The organism is Shinella sp. M31 (assembly GCF_049199205.1).
Classification (GTDB): domain Bacteria; phylum Pseudomonadota; class Alphaproteobacteria; order Rhizobiales; family Rhizobiaceae; genus Shinella.
The window spans coordinates 13,402-33,710 of record NZ_JBLZPH010000035.1 but is presented as its reverse complement, the minus strand read 5'-3'; the positions used below and the strand labels follow the sequence as shown (position 1 = coordinate 33,710).

The 20,309-nt window shown below is 64.2% G+C and carries 18 protein-coding genes; 2 read left to right on the top strand and 16 right to left on the bottom strand.

Translation table 11 applies throughout. The annotated features are described in order from the left end of the window. The 5 genes from atpA to ACOZKU_RS05590 all read right to left on the bottom strand — a co-directional run. Positions 1–1,335: F0F1 ATP synthase subunit alpha (atpA, locus tag ACOZKU_RS05610; protein WP_421578020.1), on the bottom strand; the 1,335-nt coding region annotated here is incomplete at its 3' end. Continuing rightward, a complete protein-coding gene (locus ACOZKU_RS05605; protein ID WP_421578019.1) occupies positions 1,335–1,901 on the bottom strand; it encodes a F0F1 ATP synthase subunit delta in 567 nt (188 codons plus the stop codon). The genes ACOZKU_RS05605 and atpA, both read right to left, overlap by 1 nt. A 259-nt stretch (positions 1,902–2,160) precedes the next feature. Further along, positions 2,161–2,544, bottom strand: coding sequence for a DUF4345 domain-containing protein (locus ACOZKU_RS05600; protein ID WP_421578018.1), 384 nt, complete (start codon positions 2,542–2,544; stop codon positions 2,161–2,163). A 118-nt stretch (positions 2,545–2,662) separates the two neighbouring features. Then, positions 2,663–4,867: a primosomal protein N' gene (locus tag ACOZKU_RS05595; RefSeq protein WP_421578017.1), complete on the bottom strand. Its 2,205-nt coding sequence runs from the start codon at positions 4,865–4,867 to the stop codon at positions 2,663–2,665. Between the two features lie 57 nt (positions 4,868–4,924). Continuing rightward, positions 4,925–6,061, bottom strand: coding sequence for an AAA family ATPase (locus tag ACOZKU_RS05590; RefSeq protein ID WP_421578016.1), 1,137 nt, complete (start codon positions 6,059–6,061; stop codon positions 4,925–4,927). Positions 6,062–6,308: 247 nt separating this feature from the next. Between ACOZKU_RS05590 and ACOZKU_RS05585 the strand changes: the two genes are divergently transcribed. Together ACOZKU_RS05585 and ACOZKU_RS05580 are read left to right on the top strand one after the other, a co-directional pair. Then, positions 6,309–7,244: a tyrosine recombinase XerC gene (locus ACOZKU_RS05585; protein ID WP_421578015.1), complete on the top strand. Its 936-nt coding sequence runs from the start codon at positions 6,309–6,311 to the stop codon at positions 7,242–7,244. 63 nt (positions 7,245–7,307) lie between these two features. Continuing rightward, positions 7,308–8,390, top strand: a complete 1,083-nt coding sequence (locus ACOZKU_RS05580; RefSeq protein ID WP_421578014.1) for a TraB/GumN family protein — start codon at positions 7,308–7,310, stop codon at positions 8,388–8,390. On the opposite strand, the gene ACOZKU_RS05575 is transcribed toward ACOZKU_RS05580, so the two are convergent. The 11 genes from ACOZKU_RS05575 to mdh form a co-directional block, all read right to left on the bottom strand. Continuing rightward, positions 8,374–8,874, bottom strand: a complete 501-nt coding sequence (locus tag ACOZKU_RS05575) for a DUF2867 domain-containing protein (RefSeq protein WP_421578013.1) — start codon at positions 8,872–8,874, stop codon at positions 8,374–8,376. The genes ACOZKU_RS05580 and ACOZKU_RS05575 overlap by 17 nt on opposite strands. A gap of 115 nt (positions 8,875–8,989) precedes the next feature. After that, complete coding sequence (gene lpdA / locus ACOZKU_RS05570; RefSeq protein WP_421578012.1) at positions 8,990–10,396, bottom strand: dihydrolipoyl dehydrogenase; 1,407 nt, start codon at positions 10,394–10,396, stop codon at positions 8,990–8,992. Positions 10,397–10,419: 23 nt separating this feature from the next. Then, entirely contained in the window at positions 10,420–11,172 is a 753-nt protein-coding gene (locus ACOZKU_RS05565) for an SDR family oxidoreductase (protein ID WP_421578011.1), read from the bottom strand. After that, entirely contained in the window at positions 11,169–11,657 is a 489-nt protein-coding gene (locus tag ACOZKU_RS05560; protein WP_421578010.1) for a hypothetical protein, read from the bottom strand. The genes ACOZKU_RS05565 and ACOZKU_RS05560 overlap by 4 nt, the downstream gene beginning before the upstream one ends. A gap of 3 nt (positions 11,658–11,660) precedes the next feature. Next, positions 11,661–12,305, bottom strand: a complete 645-nt coding sequence (locus ACOZKU_RS05555; protein WP_117371238.1) for a LysE family translocator — start codon at positions 12,303–12,305, stop codon at positions 11,661–11,663. 13 nt (positions 12,306–12,318) lie between these two features. Then, positions 12,319–12,726: an MAPEG family protein gene (locus ACOZKU_RS05550; RefSeq protein WP_314089634.1), complete on the bottom strand. Its 408-nt coding sequence runs from the start codon at positions 12,724–12,726 to the stop codon at positions 12,319–12,321. Positions 12,727–12,737: 11 nt separating this feature from the next. Next, the gene (odhB, locus tag ACOZKU_RS05545) at positions 12,738–13,967 is read right to left on the bottom strand and encodes a 2-oxoglutarate dehydrogenase complex dihydrolipoyllysine-residue succinyltransferase (protein WP_421578009.1); all 1,230 of its coding nucleotides are present in this window, start codon (positions 13,965–13,967) and stop codon (positions 12,738–12,740) included. A gap of 52 nt (positions 13,968–14,019) precedes the next feature. After that, entirely contained in the window at positions 14,020–17,016 is a 2,997-nt protein-coding gene (locus tag ACOZKU_RS05540) for a 2-oxoglutarate dehydrogenase E1 component (protein ID WP_314089637.1), read from the bottom strand. A gap of 143 nt (positions 17,017–17,159) precedes the next feature. Beyond that, entirely contained in the window at positions 17,160–18,062 is a 903-nt protein-coding gene (sucD, locus tag ACOZKU_RS05535) for a succinate--CoA ligase subunit alpha (protein WP_023514889.1), read from the bottom strand. A gap of 17 nt (positions 18,063–18,079) precedes the next feature. Next, complete coding sequence (gene sucC, locus ACOZKU_RS05530) at positions 18,080–19,273, bottom strand: ADP-forming succinate--CoA ligase subunit beta (protein WP_314089642.1); 1,194 nt, start codon at positions 19,271–19,273, stop codon at positions 18,080–18,082. A 16-nt stretch (positions 19,274–19,289) separates the two neighbouring features. Then, positions 19,290–20,252: a malate dehydrogenase gene (mdh, locus tag ACOZKU_RS05525; protein WP_117371244.1), complete on the bottom strand. Its 963-nt coding sequence runs from the start codon at positions 20,250–20,252 to the stop codon at positions 19,290–19,292. Between the last annotated feature and the right edge of the window lie 57 nt (positions 20,253–20,309).

Sequence of the window (20,309 nt, the reverse complement as noted above, 5' to 3'; positions counted from 1 at the left end):
GATGACCGCGACCTGCTCTTCCGTCTTCAGCGGCGAGAACTGCGGCTGCTTCAGAAGTTCGGTCAGGCGTGCACCGCGGTTCAAGAGGCGCTGCGTTGCGGCGTCGAGGTCCGAGCCAAACTGGGCGAAGGCTGCCATTTCGCGGTACTGGGCGAGTTCACCCTTGATCGAGCCGGCGACCTGCTTCATCGCCTTGATCTGAGCGGCCGAGCCCACGCGGGAAACCGACAGACCGACGTTAACGGCCGGGCGGATACCCTGGTAGAACAGGTCCGTTTCAAGGAAGATCTGGCCGTCGGTGATCGAGATCACGTTGGTCGGGATAAACGCCGAAACGTCGTTACCCTGGGTTTCGATGACCGGCAGAGCCGTCAGCGAGCCAGCGCCCATGTCGTCGTTGAGCTTTGCAGCGCGCTCGAGGAGACGCGAGTGCAGGTAGAAAACGTCGCCCGGATAAGCTTCGCGGCCCGGCGGGCGGCGCAGCAGCAGCGACATCTGACGGTAGGAAACGGCCTGCTTGGAAAGGTCGTCGTAACCGATGAGAGCGTGCTTGCCGTTGTCACGGAAGTATTCGCCCATCGCGCAACCGGCGAACGGTGCGAGGTACTGCATCGGCGCCGGGTCGGACGCCGTTGCGGCAACGATGATCGAGTACTGGAGAGCGCCGCGCTCTTCGAGAACCTTCACGAACTGAGCAACCGTCGAACGCTTCTGGCCGATAGCGACGTAGACGCAGTACAGCTTCTCAGCGTCCGGGCCGTTGTCGTGGATGGCCTTCTGGTTCAGGATCGTGTCCAGAATGATGGCGGTCTTGCCGGTCTGACGGTCGCCGATGACCAGCTCGCGCTGGCCGCGGCCGACCGGGATGAGGGCGTCAATGGCCTTGAGGCCAGTCGACATCGGCTCATGTACCGACTTACGCGGAATGATGCCCGGAGCCTTGACGTCAACGCGCGAGCGCTGCTTGGCATTGATCGGGCCCTTGCCGTCGATCGGGTTGCCGAGCGCGTCGACGACGCGGCCGAGCAGTTCCGGACCGACCGGAACATCCACGATGGCGCCGGTACGCTTGACGGTGTCGCCTTCCTTGATGTCACGGTCGGAACCGAAGATAACGACACCGACGTTGTCGCTTTCCAGGTTCAGGGCCATGCCACGGATGCCACCGGGGAATTCGACCATTTCGCCGGCCTGGACATTGTCGAGGCCGTAAACGCGGGCGATACCGTCACCGACGGACAGCACCTGACCGACTTCAGAGACTTCCGCCTCTTTGCCGAAGTTTTTGATCTGATCTTTGAGAATTGCGGAAATTTCCGCGGCGCGGATATCCATCAGCCGACCTCTTTCAGTGCAAGCTTAAGAGTAGAGAGTTTGGTGCGAAGGGACGTGTCGATCTGGCGCGATCCCACCTTGACGATCAGACCACCGAGAATGGACGGGTCGACGGTGACGGCGATCGCCACGTCTTTGCCGGTGACGCCTTTCAGCGCCGCCTTCAATTCAGTTTCCTGCGCTGCGGTCAGCGCATGGGCCGAGGTCACATCGGCCGTGATTTCGCCGCGGGCACGGGCCGCGATGACGCGATAGGCCTTGATCATGCCGGGAACGGCAAACAGGCGGCGATTTGACGCAACCACCTTGAGGAAGTTTGCCACGAGGCCCGTGATACCGACCCTGGCGGCAACGGCGGCAATGGCCTTGGTCTGATCTTCGGCGGAGAAGACGGGGCTGGCGATCAGCCGCTTCAGGTCTTCGCTCTCATCGATCAGGGCCTGGAAACGGTCGAGATCGGCGCCGACAGCGGCAGCGGAGCCAGCTTCCTGCGCGAGGTCGAAAAGCGAAGACGCGTATCTTTCTGCAACACCGGAAACGAGCTGGGATGTGTCTGCCACGGGCACAAGCTTCTCTTTTTTCATTCAAGAAGCGGGGCAGCAGCGGGGCCACAGTCCTAAGCTTCTGAAATCGTTGCGGTATTCTTCAGCTCCCACAGGCTTTTTTGCCCGTTTTTTCTGAATTCGCGGTTCGTCTAGCATACGAAACCGGGACTCGCAACACGCCCGACGCAGGAATGCGCCATAAGTCGGCCACAGTCGGAGCAAAAGTTGACTGCGCGGACTATGCTTTGGCGCAGGCGAAGCGGAAAATGGCGTTTTTCTCTCAGAGGAAGCCGAAAGCATAGCCGAGCGGCAGCGCCGCAAGCACGGCCTGGACGCAAAGCACCAGAAGATTCTTCGCGCTGAACGAACCGTCCGACATCAGCGAAAGAATACGGCCGAAGGCGGCAAGGGCGAAACCGCCGCCGATCGCCATATAGATCCAGCTCTGCGCCATCAGCAGCGCCACGATGGCAAGCCCCGCATAGAAGCCGCCGGCCGACCGCACGAAGGCGAGCCCTTCCCGGCTGGTTTCCTTCGGCTGCAATCCTGCTAGCTTCAGCACAGTCCCCGGAGCGAAAAAACCGAAGAGGCCAAAGAGCCCTGTGGCGATGGCCGCACAAAAGGCGAGAAGCTCGCCGGTTTCGGTGGGGATGTAGAATTCCATCTCGGCTTGTCTCCAGTACGGCCCGCCGCCTTCTATCGCACAGCCGCAGGACGGGCAGAAGCGGACGGCATGAGTTCGCACAAGTCTTTGTTAACCACGCCCCTCACAGGAAGCCCCGTCACAGGAAACTTTGCGGATCGATATCGAGCTGCACCTGCAGCGACGCGCGCTCCTTCGGCCCGTTGGCCAGCATGGTGCGAAGGAACGTCTGCATGTCGCTGTTTCTGCGGCCGTGCACCAAAAGGCGGAACCGATGGCGGCCGCGCACGAGCGCAAGCGGTGCTTCCGCCGGCCCGAGAATGGAAATGCCGGTGACCTGCGGCGCCGCCTGCCGCAAACCGCGCGCATGCGCTTCGGCCTCGTTGCGGGTGTCGGCCGAGACGATGACCGAGGCGAGCCGGCCGAACGGCGGCAGCAGCGCCTTTTCGCGCTCGCCGATCTCACGATCGTAAAAAGCCTGCGCATCACCGGAGACGATGGCCTGCATAACCGGATGCGCCGGCTGATAAGTCTGGATCAAGCCATGGCTCTTCAGGCCCGAGCGCCCCGCGCGGCCTGTCACCTGCGACAAGAGCTGGAAGGTGCGCTCTGCCGCACGCGGATCGCCATTCGACAGACCGAGATCCGCATCGACGACGCCGACCAGCGACATCAGCGGGAAATTGTGCCCTTTGGCGACGAGCTGCGTGCCGATGACGATATCCGCCTCGCCGCGCGCAATCGCCTCCAGCTCCAGCCGGAGGCGCTTCACGCCCATCAGATCGGAGGAGAGGACGATGGTGCGCGCCTCCGGAAAATGTTTTTCCACCTCCTCAGCGATGCGCTCCACCCCCGGCCCGCAGGCGGCGAGATGATCGAAGGTGCCGCATTCCGGGCAGGCTTCGGGCGTGCGCTCGGCATAGCCGCAATGGTGGCACTGGATCTGCCCGCGAAAGCGGTGCTCGACCAGCCAACTCGAACATTGCGGGCACTGAAAACGATGGCCGCAGACCCGGCAGAGCGTCAGCGGCGCATAGCCGCGCCGGTTGAGGAAGAGCAGCGCCTGTTCTTCCTTCTCGATGGTGCGCTGGATGCCGCGCAGCAGGATCGGCGACAGGAATCCGCCGCGCGCCGGCGGATGGCGGCGCATATCGACAAGATGCAGGTCCGGCAGCGCCGCGTCCCCGTAGCGCGTCGGCAGGTGCAGCTTGCGATAGCGCCCGACATCGCTGTTGACCCGGCTCTCGACCGACGGCGTCGCCGAGACCAGCACAGCGGGGAAATCGCCGATGCGGGCGCGCACCACAGCCATGTCGCGCGCATTGTAGAAGACGCGGTCTTCCTGTTTGTAAGCCGGATCATGCTCTTCATCGACGATGATAAGCCCGAGGTTTTCGAAGGGCAGAAAAAGCGCCGAACGCGCGCCCGCCACCACCCGCACGTCGCCCATCGTCACTTGCCGCCACACGCGCTCGCGGGTGCGCGGCGCGAGATCGGAATGCCATTCGGCGGGCTTGGCGCCGAAGCGATCTTGGAACCGCTCGAGGAAACTCGCCGTCAGCGCGATTTCCGGCAGCAGGATGAGCACCTGTTTGCCACGCCGGAGCGTCTCGGCGATCGCCTCGAAATAGACCTCCGTCTTGCCCGAACCGGTGATTCCGTCGATCAGGGAGACGGAGAAGATGCCCTTCTGCACGCTCTCGACCAGTTCCGCCGCGCTGTCGGTCTGCGGCCCTTCGAGCCGGGGCGCGACATAGTCGGGATCGGGAGCCGCGACCACCGGCGGCGGCGGCAGGAAGACGGTTTCGAACGTGCCCTGCTTCATCAGCCCGTCGATGACGCTGCTCGATGTGCCTGCAGCATGGGCAAGGCCCGACTTCGTCCAGGCAATGCCATCCTCGACCATCTCCAGCACGCGCTCACGGGCGCTGGTCAACCGCTCCGGCCGGTGGCCGGTGAAGCGCAGCCCCTCGATCATCGGCTCGGGATCGAAAGCGGTCGGCGCGCGCAGCGCCATGCGGGCGACGAGGCCGGGCGGCGTCACCGTATAGGCGGAAACCCAGTCGAGGAAATCGCGCATCTCCTTGGAAAGCGGCGGGCAGTCGAACACCTTCTCGATCGGTCTGAGCTTCTTCGGATCGACCTTGCCGTCATCGCCGCCATCCCACACGACGCCCGGCACAAGACGCGGCCCCAGCGGCACTTGCACGATGGAACCGGGCTGCACGGCCATGTCTTCCGGCACCGTATAAGAATAGGGCACGGGCGTCGGCACCGGCACCATGACGGGCACCGTGCGCGCAAAAAGCCTGTCGCCGAAAAGATTGGTCGAATCGCTGCTCATGGACCGCGACCATGCCCCCACGACCGCGGGAAGAAAACCGCAAAGATGGCGGCTCCGTTATTCGTCATCGTCATCCATCGCGCCGGTCAGCCGCATGCCGTCGATCCAGGTCGCGCCGTCATGACGCACTACGCGTTTCGCCCTGACACCGCAACGCGTCTCCACCTCCTGCGCCAGCCGCTCGGAATGGGTGACGATCCACAGCTGACTCGACTGCGCGGCGCGCGCGATCATTTCGGCGAGCGGCGGCAGCATGTCGGGATGGAGGCTCGCCTCCGGCTCGTTGAGCGCGATCAGCGGCGGCGTGCGGTAGGAGAGGAGCGCTGCGGCGAGCGCCAGAAAACGGATCTGCCCGTCGGACAGCTCGCGCGGCTGGAAGACCCGCTGCGGGAACTGCGGGAAAACGAGGCCATAGGAGGCAAACTCTTCCGGGTTCGGTACGGTGAGCCGCGCCCCGCCAAAAGCATCCGCCACGGCGCGGTCGAGATCGATGGTGTCCTCCCGCGTCCAGGTCAGCGTGGCGAAGACTGCCGCCATGTTCGCTCCATTCTCATCGAGCAACGGGGCGGTGACGGCAAGGCAGGGCTGGCGCAGCGCCGAATCGCGATCCGAACGGAAGCCATGGAAGAAGCGCCATTGCGAGACGGCGCGGCGGAAGGTGCTGATTTCCGGATAATGCCCGGCATCGCCCAGCAGGGCCATGGCCGTCTCCGAGGTCATCGCCTGCTCGGGATGCTCGACCATGCGCCCGGTCTCGTTGCGTACCAGGATACCGGGGCCGGCGCGCTTCATCACCGTCACGGGCCGGCGGCCGGTCTCGATGGTCAGTTCCTCGGCCTTGACCTGCGGTTCGAAGGCAAAGCCGGCAGCGGCCTTCGGCGGCCGCAGCCCCGCCTCGACGCGGTAGCGGAAGGTAATCGCCCGCTCCTCGTCCAGAAGCTCGGTTTCGAGACGGATGCGCACCGGTTCGTTCGCCCGCCGTCTGCCGGTCCAGAGCGCCGAGGCCATGCCGCCCTCCGCCGCGATCTCCTGTGCAAACGTCCCGCGCACGGCGGCCTGCACCAGTTGCAGCGACCGGTAGAGGTTCGATTTTCCAGCCCCGTTCTCGCCGACGAACAGGTTCACCCGCCCGAGATCCATGCGGATCGAGCGCAGCGAACGATAGTTTTCGGCGGACATGGAACGCAGCAGCATGATCTTACCCGGCCTCGTGACGAAGGCGTTCTCTATACAGCCCACCGTGTCTAGAGTTTGTCAGGGAAAAGTGGGAACCGGTTTTCCCGAAAGGACAAACGAAAATAAAGAAATCTAGAGTCCGCCTGGTTGAGATGAACCAGACGGACTCTAGAGGAAGGCTGACCGCTTTGCCCAGCCTTTTGTCGAACGTTAGCAAAACCCTAACGCAAATCGTCGATCCTGCTGCAAATCGCGAAGGCAGGACATGACCGAACTTCTCATCATCGCCGATCCCGCGCTCCTGGCCGAGCGGCAGGCCTGGCTTGCATCGCTGGCCGACGAGCGCCGTCTCGCCGGCCATACGCTCGATGCCTACGAGCGCGACACCCGCCAATTCCTCGCCTTCCTGACGCAGCACCTTGCAGCCCCCGCCCGCCTGAAGGATATCGGCAATCTGCGCCCGGCGGACCTGCGCGGCTTTCTTGCCGCCCGCCGACGCGATGGCGCCGGCGCCCGCACGCTCGGTCGTGGCCTTGCCGGCCTGCGCTCCTTCCTGCGCCATCTCGAGCGCAAGGGCCTTGCCAATGCCGCAGGTGCTACGGCCGTGCGCTCGCCCAAACAGCCGAAATCCCTGCCGAAACCGCTTTCCGACCGCCAGGCCATCGCCGTCGTCGACGCGCATGAACAGCTGGCCGAGGAACCGTGGATCCGCGCGCGCAATGCCGCCGTGCTCACGCTTCTCTATGGCTGCGGCCTGCGTATCTCCGAGGCCCTGTCGCTGACGCCGTCCGATTTCACCGGAAGTCCTACCTCGCTGCGCATTACCGGCAAGGGCGACAAGACGCGCATCGTGCCCCTCATCGCGCCGGCCCTGTCAGGCGTCGAGGACTACATCAAGCTCTGCCCCTTCCCGCTTGGCGAAGACAAACCGCTCTTTCGCGGCGCCCGCGGCGGGCCGCTGCAACCGGCCATCATTCAGCGCGAGATGCAGAAGATGCGCGGCGCGCTCGGCCTGCCGGACAGCGCCACGCCGCATGCGCTGCGCCATTCCTTCGCCACCCATCTGCTCGCAGGCGGCGGCGACCTGCGCACCATCCAGGAATTGCTCGGACACGCCAGCCTTTCGACGACACAGGTCTATACCGGCGTCGATTCGGCCCGATTGCTCGAAATATATGACCGGGCGCATCCCCGCGCCTGATCCCGTTAAGGGATTGTGAGGATGAGGCGGCTAGGGTCCGCGAAAAATGCACGGAGTTCGACCATGACAGTCCTTCTTCACAAGAGCCGCCTGGCACTTGCCGACCGGTTGGCCGATGCCGGCCTCTGGTTCATGGCCGCAATCCATGCGCTGATCGCTCTCTCCTTCCTCGTCGTGCTCACCGGCCTCTCTCCGGCGCGGGCGGAAGACCTGCCGACATGCACCGGCAACAACCTGCTGACCAAATACGAGCAGGAAGATCCGGCAGGCTACGCCAAGCTGCGCGCCGAGGCCGACGCCATGCCGAACGGCAAGGCGATCTTCTGGAAGGTCGAGAAGGAGGGAAAGCCCGCCTCCTGGCTACTCGGCACCATGCATGTGACGGACCCGCGCGTGCTCGCCATGCCTGAGGCCGCCCGCACCGCCTATGACAAGGCCGCGACCGTCATCGTCGAATCCGACGAGATCACCGACGAGAAGAAGGCGGGGGCCGCGATGATGGCGCGTCCCGATCTCATCATGTTCGCCGACGGCAAGTCGATCACCGATTTCCTCAGCGCCGAGGACAAGGAAAAGCTGGAGAAGGGACTGAAAGGCCGCGGCCTGTCGCTTGCCGCCGTCGGCCGCATGAAACCCTGGATGCTGATGAGCTTCGTCGCGCTGCCCGCCTGCGAAATCGCCCGCAAGACTGCCGGCGCCGCCTTCCTCGACCAGCAGCTCGCCAAGAATGCGCTTGCCGAAGGCAAGGTGCTGAAGGGCCTGGAAACGCTGATCGAGCAGATTTCCGCGCTGGATTCACTCGCCGTCGAGCCGCAGATCAAGGGTCTCGTGCAGACCGTGGATCTCGGCGTTGACGGCCTGAAGGACGTCATCGAGACGATGAGCCAGCTCTATCTCTCGGGCGACACCGGCATGATCATGCCGATGATGCGCGCCGCAGCACCCCCGGGTGAAGGCGCGGACGCCTATGCCGAATTCGAGCAGCGCATCATCGTCGATCGCAACCACACCATGGCCGAGCGCGCGACGCCGATCCTCGATGGCGGCAACGTCTTCATGGCCGTCGGCGCGCTGCATCTCGCCGGCCCGGAAGGCGTGGTCGAACTTCTGCGCAAGAGCGGTTTTACCGTTACCGCGGTGAACTGAACGTCTGTGCCCTTCGGCCGATGCCGGACAGCATGGTGCGCACGATCAGCTTATGGAACGGCATGACGGTGGCGAGATAGAGCCGGCCGAACAGGTTGTTGCGATGGACGAGCGTCATGACGCTCAGGGTCTGGCCCGAAGGCCGGTCCGCCATCACATCGATGACGATGCGGAAATCGAGATGCCGGTCGTCGAAACCCAGCACGACGCGCTCATCGGTCGCGCTCACCACCGGAAAACCGCCGATCTCCGTCTCCGAGCTCCTCACCTCCTCGGCCGCGCCCTTCAGCCCGAAGGGCGCCACGATGGCGTTGCGCAGCACCATCAGCCTGCGCACCCAGGCCGGCGGGTGCTCCAGCGCCAGCCGCGCCGCCTCCCGCGCCGTCAAGTGCTCCACCGGCAGGCCGAGCGTGAAACGGTCCGCCCAGTCGGCGGTGGGGAGCAGCGGATGCGGCAGGGAAACGGGTCGCGATACCGGAGACATGAAACCATCCTTTGTGGCCTTCATGCTGCGCCGGTTCGCAGAACGAAAACAGGCGGCTGGTTGTCGCAGCCGCCTGTAGATTATCCAGCCGAAGCGAACGCGCTTCGGCGTCCGATTACATATGGATCGGCTTGAAGAACGTCGCCAGCGCAGCTTCCTTGACGGCTTCCGACATGGTCGGATGCGCGTGGCAGGTGCGGCCGAGATCTTCGGAGGAGCCGCCGAACTCCATCAGCACGGCTGCCTCGTGGATCATCTCGCCGGCGCCGAAGCCGACGATATGCACGCCGAGAACGCGGTCGGTGTCCTTGTCGGCGAGGACCTTCACGAAGCCGTCGGTCGCCAGCATGGCGCGGGCGCGGCCGTTAGCTGTGAAGGGGAACTTGCCGGCCTTGTAGGCAATGCCCGCGGCCTTCAGCTCTTCCTCGGTCTTGCCGACGGAGGCGACTTCCGGCTGCGTGTAGACGACGCCGGGGATGACGTCGTAGTTCACATGGCCGGCCTGGCCGGCGAGGATTTCGGCAACAGCGACACCCTCGTCTTCCGCCTTGTGGGCGAGCATCGGGCCGCGCACGACGTCGCCGAGCGCGTAGATGCCGGGGACGTTTGTCTGGAAATGCTTGTCGATCTCGACGCGGCCACGATTGTCGAGCGCCACGCCGGCTTCCTTGAGGCCGAGGCCTTCGGTGTAGGGTTTGCGGCCGGTGGCGATCAGCACGACGTCGGCGTCGATGGTGGTGGCCTCGCCGCCCTTGACCGGTTCGAAGGTCACCTTGGCGCCCGAACCCGTCTTTTCGACGCCCGTCACCTTGGCGCCGAGCTTGAAGTCCATGCCCTGCTTGGCCAGCATGCGCTGGAACTGCTTGGAAACGTCGCCGTCCATGCCGCCGAGGATCGTGTCGAGATATTCGACGACCGTGACCTTGGCGCCGAGGCGTGCCCAGACCGATCCGAGCTCGAGGCCGATGACGCCGCCGCCGACGACGACCAGATGGCCCGGCACCTTTTCGAGCGCGATACCGCCCGTCGAGGAGACGATGACGGTCTCGTCGATCTCGACCGGGACACCCGGAATGCCGGCGACGTCGGAACCGGTGGCGATCACGATGTTCTTCGTTTCGAGGACCTGCTCCTCACCCTTGTCATTGGTGACGGAGACCTTGCCGGCGCCGAGAACCTTGCCGGTGCCCTGGATGCCGTCGATCTTGTTCTTCTTGAACAGGAAGGCGACGCCGTCGACATTCGACTTCACCGTCGCGTCCTTGTGCGCCATCATCTTCGGCAGGTTGAGGGTCGGCTTTACGCCGTCGATGCCAAGTGCCTCCATGCCGTGGGCGGCGTGGCTGTAGGTCTCCGAAGCATGCAGCAGCGCCTTGGAGGGGATGCAGCCGACATTGAGGCAGGTGCCGCCATAGGTGGCGCGCTTTTCGACGACCGCGACCTTCAGGCCGAGCTGGGCCGCCTTGATGGCGCAGACATAGCCGCCGGGGCCGGAACCGATAACGATGAGATCATATGCCATGACAAGTCCTTCCTGCACGGGGCCTAGCGGCCGCCGCTGACGTTGAGGGCGGCACCCGTCACATAGGATGCCGCGTCGGAGAGAAGATAAAGAATGGAATGGGCGACTTCGTCCGCCGTGCCCGGCCGCTGCATCGGGATGAGCGATGCCATGTCGCGGGCACGGTCCGGCAGGCCGCCGGAGGCGTGGATTTCCGTGTCGATGATGCCGGGGCGCACGAGGTTGACGCGCACGCCCTCCGCCGCGACTTCGCGGGCGAGACCGATGGTAAAGCTCTCGATGGCCCCCTTGCTGGCGGCATAATCGACATATTGCCCGGCCGCACCCAATTGCGCCGCGACGGACGACAGATTGACGATCGAACCGCCCTTGCCGCTATGGCGCGTCGACATGCGGCGCACGGCTTCCTGTGCGCAGCGGATCGAGCCCATGACATTGACGGCGAACATGCGCTCCAGCCGCTCGGACGACATCTCGTCGACGCGCTGCGGCGTGGCGACGATGCCGGCATTGTTCACGAGCCCATCGAGCCGGCCGAAGGTGCCATCGATGGTCGAGAAGATATTGGCAAGGCCAAGCTCGCTTCCGACATCGCCCTGAACCGGGATGGCCGATCCGCCGGCCGCCTGGATCTCCGCCACCACGGCCTCGGCGGCCTCAAGGTTCGCGACATAGTTCACCGCGACCTGCCAGCCAGCAGCGCCCGCCATGCGGCACACGCTGGCGCCGATGCCCCGGCTTCCGCCGGTAACGAGGAGAACGGGGGCTTCCTTCATGCAGCACATCCCTTTTGCCGGAAGACATCCTGCGGCACGACCTTCGCCTTGCCCTGCTCCCACAGCGCCGAATAGCGCAGCGACGGGCCGAAGCCCGAGAACAGCAGATTTTGTGCCGCCTTGGCACCTTGATCGGGCACGAGGTTGGCCTCGCCTGCCACGTCGAGCGCGTAGATCACACCCTCCCAGACGGTGCAGGCGGCGATTTCCTCGCCTGTCACGTCCCCCTCGGGGCAATCGTGCATGACCATGCCGTTCGAACGGGCAGGATCGCCGGGCATGACGATGCCATCGAGCACCAGGCCGCTTGCCAGGATCTTCAGCTTGAAGTGATGGCTCGTCGCGGCCGCATCCGAACCGACAGGCTGGAAGGTCAGCTCATAGCCCCCGTCTCGATCCGCATAGATCGCATGGTCCTGCCGGCACTCCGCCGCGGAGGCGGCGGTCGCGGCAATGAGACCGGTGAGAACGAGGGCGGCGCGCATGGCTCAGTGGGCCTTTTCCGTCGCGAGCTTGATGCCGAGCGCGATGAAGACGAGGCCGCTGGTGCGGTCGATCCACTGGCTGGCGCGCGAAAAGGCAGCCCGCATGCGCGGCGTCGTCATGAACAGCGAGACCCCGACGAACCAGGCGATGAGGCAGGTCGCCATGACGAGGCCATAGCCGAACTTGACGGCGATCGGCGTGTGCGCGCTGACGACCGTCGAGAAGATCGACAGGAAGAAGAAGACCGCCTTGGGGTTCAGCGCATTGGCAAGGAAGCCGAGACCGAAGGCGCGCAGCGCCGACTGCTCCACCTTCGCCTCACCGCCGGCCTTCACGGCTTCGGCGGAAAGGTCCGCCTTGCCGGCGCGCAAGGCCTTGATGCCGATATAGACGAGATAGGCGACGCCGCACCACTTCACGATGTTGAAGAGGTAGATCGACTGGGAAATGATGAGGCCGAGGCCGAGGATCGTATAGGTGACATGCACCATCAGCGCCGCGCCGATGCCGAAGGACGTAATCACGGCGGCGCGACGGCCCTGCACGAGCGACTGGCGCATGACCATGGCGAGGTCGGCGCCCGGCGAGACGATGGCAAAGGCAAAGATCGCCATCAGCGAGGCGAGTTCAACGAGATATTGGCTCATGGAGTGCCCCTTCCTAGAAGATGACGGTCGCCGCCATGATCGCAAGGCCTATCAGCGCGACGAGCCAGACGAGCGAACGAATATAGGGAATGCCTGCCAGATAGAGCGGAATATAGACGAGCCGGGCAATAAACCACAGCCAACCCCCGATGAGGTCCCAGCCCGACGTATCCGGCACAAGGGCAACCGCGAGCGCAAGCGCCACGAAGCCGGGATAGGTCTCACGGAAATTGGCCGACGCGCGCGCGGCGCGTCCGGCCAGAATGCCTTTGGGGTGCCGCGCCTCGTCGCGTGGGCCGGCGTTCCATTCAGGGCCGAGCTCCTTCGTGGCGAGCATGCCCTGAAGGGCGATATGGAAGACGAGCAGAGCCACGCTCAACACGAGCAGAATCTGGATGGGCGAAGCCGCCGCCGCTTCCATCACCACCTCCCTTAGAGATCGAGAACCAGACGTTCCGGATCTTCCAGGCTGTCCTTGACGCGCACCAGGAAGGTTACGGCTTCCTTGCCGTCGACCATGCGGTGGTCGTAGGACAGCGCGAGATACATCATCGGACGGATGACGATCTGGCCGCCGACGACAACCGGGCGCTCCTGGATCTTGTGCATGCCGAGGATGCCCGACTGCGGGGCGTTCAGGATCGGCGAGGACATCAGCGAGCCGTAGACGCCGCCGTTCGAGATGGTGAACGTGCCGCCCTGCATGTCGGCCATGGAGAGCGCGCCGTCACGGGCGAGCTTGCCGAGGCGGCCGATATCCTTCTCGATCTCGGCAATCGACATCTGGTCGGCATCGCGCACGACCGGAACCACGAGGCCCTTGTCCGTGCCGACGGCGACGCCGATGTGGCAGTAGTTCTTGTAGATGATGTCGGTGCCGTCGATTTCAGCGTTGACGGCCGGCAGTTCCTTCAGGGCGTGCGTCACGACCTTGGTGAAGAAGCCCATGAACCCGAGCTTCACGCCATGCTTCTTCTCGAACAGGTCCTTATAGCGGTTGCGCAGGTCCATCACGGCCGACATGTCCACCTCGTTATAGGTGGTCAGCATGGCGGCAGTGTTCTGGGCGTCCTTGAGGCGCTTGGCGATGGTCTGGCGCAGGCGCGTCATCTTCACGCGCTCTTCGCGCGGCGCATCGGCTTCCGACGAGGCGGCGCGGGCGACAACCTTGACCGGCTCGGCAGCGGCGGCCGGGGTCGAAGCCGTGATGCCCTTGGCAACGGCAGCGATCACATCGCCCTTCAGAACCTGGCCGCGCTTGCCCGAACCGTCGACCTGATCGGCCGAGAGGTTGTTTTCGGCCAGCAGCTTGGCGGCAGCCGGCGCGGCCGGCATGGCAGCGGAAGCGGCAGGCTTGGCTTCGGCGGCCGGAGCGGCGGCAACGGCCTTTTCGGCGGCGGCCGGAGCGGCAGCGCCGGCGGAGGCGCCTTCGGAGATCTGGCCGAGCAGGCCGCCCGGTGCGACGGTATCACCGGCATTCGCCGTGATTTCTGAGAGCACGCCGGAGGCGGATGCCGGCACTTCGATCGTCACTTTGTCGGTTTCGAGCTCACAGAGCGGCTCGTCGGCCTTGATGACGTCGCCGACCTTCTTGAACCAGGTGCCGACGGTGGCTTCGCTGACGGATTCGCCCAAAGTCGGGACGCGGATTTCGGTAGCCATGAGTGTGTTCCGTTCGTTTTGTCTTTGTCGCGGTTACGGGGGACTGGGCGGATCAACCGCCCAGCGCGTCCTCGAGGAAGGCGGCGAGCTGCGCGAGGTGCTTCGACATCAGGCCTGTTGCCGGCGATGCGGCGGCCGGACGGCCGGTGTAACGCACGCGCTGGTACTTGGCGTCGATATGTGCGAGCACCCATTCGAGATAGGGGTCGATGAAGGCCCAGGCACCCATGTTCTTGGGCTCTTCCTGGCACCACACCATCTCGGCGTTGCGGAAACGCGACAGCTCGTTGATCAGCGCCTTGGCCGGGAACGGATAGAGCTGTTCCAGACGCAGCAGGTAGACATCGTCGATGCCGCGCTTTTCACGCTCTTCCAGGAGGTCGAAATAGACCTTGCCCGAGCACATCACGACGCGGCGGATCTTGGCATCCTTCTGGAGCTTGATCGGACCGTCCTTGATGACCTCCGCATCGTCCCACAACAAGCGGTGGAACGAGCTTTCGCCGGCCATTTCCGACAGCGAGGAGACCGCGCGTTTGTGGCGCAGCAGCGACTTCGGCGTCATCATGATCAGCGGCTTGCGGAAGTCGCGCTTCACCTGACGGCGCAGGATGTGGAAGTAGTTCGCCGGCGTGGTGACGTTGGCGACCTGCATATTGTCTTCGGCGCACATCTGCAGCCAGCGCTCGAGGCGGGCCGACGAGTGTTCCGGACCCTGGCCCTCATAGCCGTGCGGCAGCAGGCAGACGAGGCCCGACATGCGCAGCCACTTGCGTTCGCCCGAGGAGATGAACTGGTCAAAGACGACCTGCGCACCGTTGGCGAAGTCGCCGAACTGGGCTTCCCAGAGGGTGAGCGCGTTCGGACGGGCCAGCGAATAGCCGTATTCGAAACCGAGCACGGCCTCTTCCGAGAGCATCGAGTTGATGACCTCGTAGCGGGCCTGGGTCGGCGAGAGGTTGGCGAGTGGGATATAGCGGTCTTCGGTCTCCTGATCGTAGAGAACCGAATGACGCTGCGAGAAGGTGCCGCGTTCGCAATCCTGGCCGGACAGGCGGATCTTCGTGCCTTCGACGCAAAGTGTACCGAAGGCCAGTGCCTCGCCCATCGCCCAGTCGATGCCCTCGCCCGTCTCGACCATCTGCATGCGGTTGTCCATGAACCGCTGGATGGTCTTGTGGGCGCGGAAGCCTTCCGGGATCGTCGCGATCTTGCGGCCGATTTCCTTCAGCTGCTTCATCGGAACCGAGGTCTTGCCGCGGCGCTGCTCATCCTGATTGTCGGCCGAGCGCAGGCCCGACCAGGCGCCGTCGAGCCAGTCGGCCTTGTTCGGCTTGTAGGACTGGCCGATCTCGAATTCGGTTTCGAGATTGGCGCGCCAGTCGGCTTTCATCTTCTCGAATTCACCTTCGGAGATGACGCCTTCGGCGATGAGGCGCGACGCATAGAGGTTGACCACGGTCTTGTGCGCGCGGATCGCCTTGTACATCTTCGGCTGCGTGAACGCCGGCTCGTCGCCTTCGTTATGGCCGAAGCGGCGATAGCAGAACATGTCGATGACGACAGGCTTGTGGAACTTCATGCGGAATTCGGTGGCGATCTTCGCAGCATAGGTCACGGCTTCGGGATCGTCGCCGTTTATGTGGAAGATCGGTGCCTCGATCATCTTCGCCACATCCGACGGATAGGGCGAGGAGCGCGAGAAGGCCGGGTTCGTGGTGAAGCCGATCTGGTTGTTGATGATGACATGCACGGTGCCGGCGACCCGATGGCCGCGTAGGCCCGACAGGCCGAGGATTTCGGCCGTCACGCCCTGACCGGCGAAGGCCGCGTCGCCGTGCAGCAGAAGCGGCATGACTTGGGCGCGTTCGGACAAGGGAATGATGTCGCCCTCGAAGACCTTCGCCATCTGGTCCTGCTTGGCGCGGGCCTTGCCCATGACGACCGGGTTGACGATTTCGAGATGCGAGGGGTTCGCCGTCAGCGATAGGTGCACCTTGTTGCCGTCGAACTCGCGGTCCGAGGAGGCGCCGAGGTGGTACTTCACGTCGCCCGAGCCTTCCACGTCGTCAGGCGCATAGGAGCCGCCCTTGAACTCGTGGAAGACGGCGCGGTGCGGCTTGGCCATCACGTTGGTCAGAACGTTGAGGCGGCCGCGGTGCGCCATGCCGAGCACGATTTCCTTCAAGCCCAGCTGGCCGCCGCGCTTGATGATCTGTTCCAGCGCCGGGATCAGCGCCTCGCCGCCGTCGAGGCCGAAACGCTTGGTGCCCTTGTACTTGACGTCAATGAACTGCTCGAAGCCCTCGGCCTCGATCAGCTTCTGCAGGATCGCGCGCTTGCCTTCGGCCGTGAAGGCGACGCCCTTGTCCGGACCTTCGATGCGCTCCTGGATCCAGCCCTTCTCTTCCGGGTTGGAGATGTGCATGAATTCGACGCCGATCGTCGAGCAATAGGTGCGTTCAAGGATTTCGACCATTTCGCGCACGGTCGCGTATTCGAGGCCGAGCACGTTGTCGATGAAGATCTTGCGGTCGAGATCCTTCTCCTCGAAGCCGTAGTTCGAGGGCGAAAGCTCGTGATAGTCCTCGACGGGCGCGGCGATGCCGAGCGGGTCGAGCTTGGCGTGCAGGTGGCCGCGGGCGCGGTAGGCGCGGATCATCATGATGGCGCGCACCGAATCGCGGGTCGCCTGGTTGACGTCGGCTTGGTTGACCGGCGCGCCGGTCTTGGCGGCGACGGCCTCGGCCTTCGCCTGCACCTTCTTCTCGAGCACCTTCTCGACGACGCCCCAGTTGCCGTCGAGCGCCGAGACGAGTTCGCCATTGGCAACGATCGGCCAGTTGGCGCGCTGCCAGGAGGCGCCCTTGGCGGCCTTGATGACATCGGAGGGCTGGTCTTCCAGGGCCTTGAAGAAGGCCTGCCATTCTTCGCCGACGGAAGCGGGGTTCGCCTCGTACTGGGCGTAGAGCTGTTCGATATAGGCCGCGTTCGCTCCATCGAGGAAGGAAGTGGCCAGGAATTGTTCGTTGGCGTCTTGCCGTGCCATGGTTTCTTGCGGGCGCCGCGCCCGCCTCCCGAACGATCGTGTTGACCGGGCTCTCCCCGGTTTGCCGCCCGCCGCAAGCCTGTCCGCTCGGCGACGGGAGAGACGGATCGGCCGGCTTTCGCCGGCCCATCCAGTGTCGTATCTCAGCCCTTGAGGACTTCGACGAGGGTCTTGCCGAGGCGGGCCGGCGAAGGCGAAACGCGAATGCCCGCTGCCTCCATGGCCGCGATCTTGGATTCCGCATCGCCCTTGCCGCCGGAAACGACGGCGCCGGCGTGGCCCATGGTGCGGCCCTTCGGCGCCGTACGACCCGCGATGAAGCCGGCCATCGGCTTCTTGCGGCCCTTCTTGGCTTCGTCGATGAGGAACTGCGCCGCATCTTCTTCCGCCGAGCCACCGATTTCGCCGATCATGATGATCGAGGTCGTGGCGTCGTCGGCCAGGAACATCTCGAGCACGTCGATGAATTCGGTGCCCTTGACCGGATCGCCGCCGATGCCGACGGCCGTCGTCTGGCCAAGGCCCTCGTTGGAGGTCTGGAACACGGCTTCATAGGTAAGCGTACCGGAGCGCGAAACAATACCGACCGAGCCCTTGCGGAAGATCGAGCCCGGCATGATGCCGATCTTGCATTCTTCCGGCGTCAGGATGCCCGGGCAGTTCGGGCCGAGCAGGCGCGAGGAGGAGCGGTCGAGGCGAGCCTTGACGCGCACCATGTCGGCAACCGGGATGCCTTCGGTGATGCAGGTGATGAACGGGATTTCCGCTTCGATGGCCTCGATGATCGCGTCCGCGGCACCGGCCGGCGGAACATAGATCACGGATGCGTCCGCACCGGTCTTCTCGCGGCCTTCGGCGACCGAAGCGAAGATCGGCAGGCTTTCGCCCTTCGAGCCGGTCCAGGTTTCGCCGCCCTTCTTCGGGTGGATACCGCCGACCATCTGCGTGCCGTAATAGGCGAGCGCCTGTTCGGTGTGAAAGGTGCCGGTCTTGCCGGTCAGGCCCTGAACGAGGACCTTGGTGTTCTTGTTGACGAGAATCGACATGAGGTCTGGTCCTTCCGTTAGCCGTTGATCGCGGCGACGATCTTCTTGGCAGCATCGTCCAGATCGTCGGCGGCGGTGATCGCCAGGCCCGATTCGTTCAGGATCTTCTTGCCAAGTTCGACATTCGTGCCTTCGAGACGAACGACCAGCGGAACCTTGAGGCCCACTTCCTGTACGGCCGCGACAACGCCTTCAGCGATGACGTCGCACTTCATGATGCCGCCGAAGATGTTGACGAGGATGCCCTCGACCTTCGGGTCGGCCGTGATGATCTTGAAGGCAGCCGCAACCTTCTCCTTGCCGGCGCCGCCGCCGACGTCGCAGAAGTTCGCCGGCTCCTTGCCGTAGAGCTTGATGATGTCCATCGTCGCCATGGCGAGACCGGCACCGTTGACCATGCAGCCGATATTGCCGTCGAGCGCCACATAGGCGAGGTCCCACTTGGACGCCTCGATTTCCTTGGCGTCTTCCTCGGTCTCGTCGCGCAGCGCCTTGATGTCGTCGTGGCGGAACAGCGCGTTGCCGTCGAACGACACCTTGGCGTCGAGAACGCGCACGCGACCGTTCTTCATGACGATCAGCGGGTTGATCTCGAGCAGGCTCATGTCCTTCTCGACAAAGGCCTTGTAGAGGATCGGGAAGAGCTTTTCGGCATCGGCCTTGGCTTCGCCTTCGAGCTTCAGGGCCGAGGTGAGCTTCGCCAGATCGTCGGCAGTGACGCCGGCTTCCGGGTTGATCGCAACGGTGAGGATCTTTTCCGGCGTATCATGGGCGACGGCTTCGATGTCCATGCCGCCTTCCGTCGAAACGACGAAGGCGACCTGGCCGACGGAGCGGTCGACGAGCAGCGAGAGATAGAGTTCGCGGTCGATATCGGCGCCGTCCTCGATGTAGAGGCGGTTCACCTGCTTGCCGGCTTCGCCGGTCTGGGCGGTGACGAGCGTGTTGCCGAGCATTTCCGCAGCATGCTTCTTGGCTTCCTCGATCGAGAAGGCTAGGCGAACGCCGCCCTTGGCGTCGGGGCCGAGTTCCTTGAACTTGCCCTTGCCGCGACCACCAGCGTGGATCTGGCTCTTGACGACGTAAAGCGGGCCGGGCAGCGACTTCGCAGCCGCTTCGGCCTCGTCGGCGGAGAAGATCGCCACACCTTCGGCGACCGGCGCGCCGAAGCTCTTCAGCAGAGCCTTGGCCTGATATTCATGAATGTTCATAGGGATGATCCTGTTCTTACTTCAGCGAAGGCGCGATGTTGATGCAGGCTTCGCAAAGACCGGCGACGGCCGCGACCGACTTCTCGAAGGCTTCCTGTTCGGCCTTGTTGAACTCGACCTCGATGATGCGCTCGACGCCGCCTTCACCGATGATGGTGGGCACGCCGACATACATGTCCTTCACACCGTACTGGCCGGAGAGGTAAGCGGCGCAGGGCAGGACGCGCTTCTTGTCCTTGAGGTAGGATTCAGCCATCTCGATCGCCGAAGCGGCCGGCGCATAGTAGGCCGAGCCGGTCTTGAGCAGGCCGACGATCTCGGCGCCGCCATCACGGGTGCGCTGGATGATTTCTTCCAGGCGCTCCTTGGTGACCCAGCCCATCTTGACGAGATCGGTGAGCGGAATGCCGCCGACGGTGGAGTAGCGGGCGAGCGGCACCATCGTGTCGCCGTGGCCGCCGAGAACGAAGGCGGTGACGTCCTGGACGGAAACCTTGAATTCTTCAGAGAGGAAGAGACGGAAGCGGGCCGAGTCCAGCACGCCGGCCATGCCGACGACCATGTTCTTCGGCAGGCCCGAGAACTTCTGCAGCGCCCAGACCATCGCGTCGAGCGGGTTGGTGATGCAGATGACGAAGGCGTTCGGCGCGTACTTCTTGATGCCAGCGCCGACCTGTTCCATGACCTTGAGGTTGATGCCGAGCAGGTCGTCGCGGCTCATGCCGGGCTTGCGGGCAACACCGGCGGTGACGATGCAAACATCCGCGCCTTCGATCGCAGCATAATCACTGGCACCCGTCAGCGAGGCATTGAAGCCTTCGACCGGCGAGGACTGGGCGATGTCGAGCCCCTTGCCCTGCGGGATACCGTCGGCAATGTCGAAGAGGACGATGTCGCCCAGTTCCTTCAGGCCGGCGAGATGCGCCAGCGTGCCACCGATCATGCCAGAACCAATAAGTGCGATCTTCTTGCGGGCCATGAAAGCTTCCTTTGCTTCGATCAATAGGCCCTCAATGTCGCAATTGCAGGACCTTTC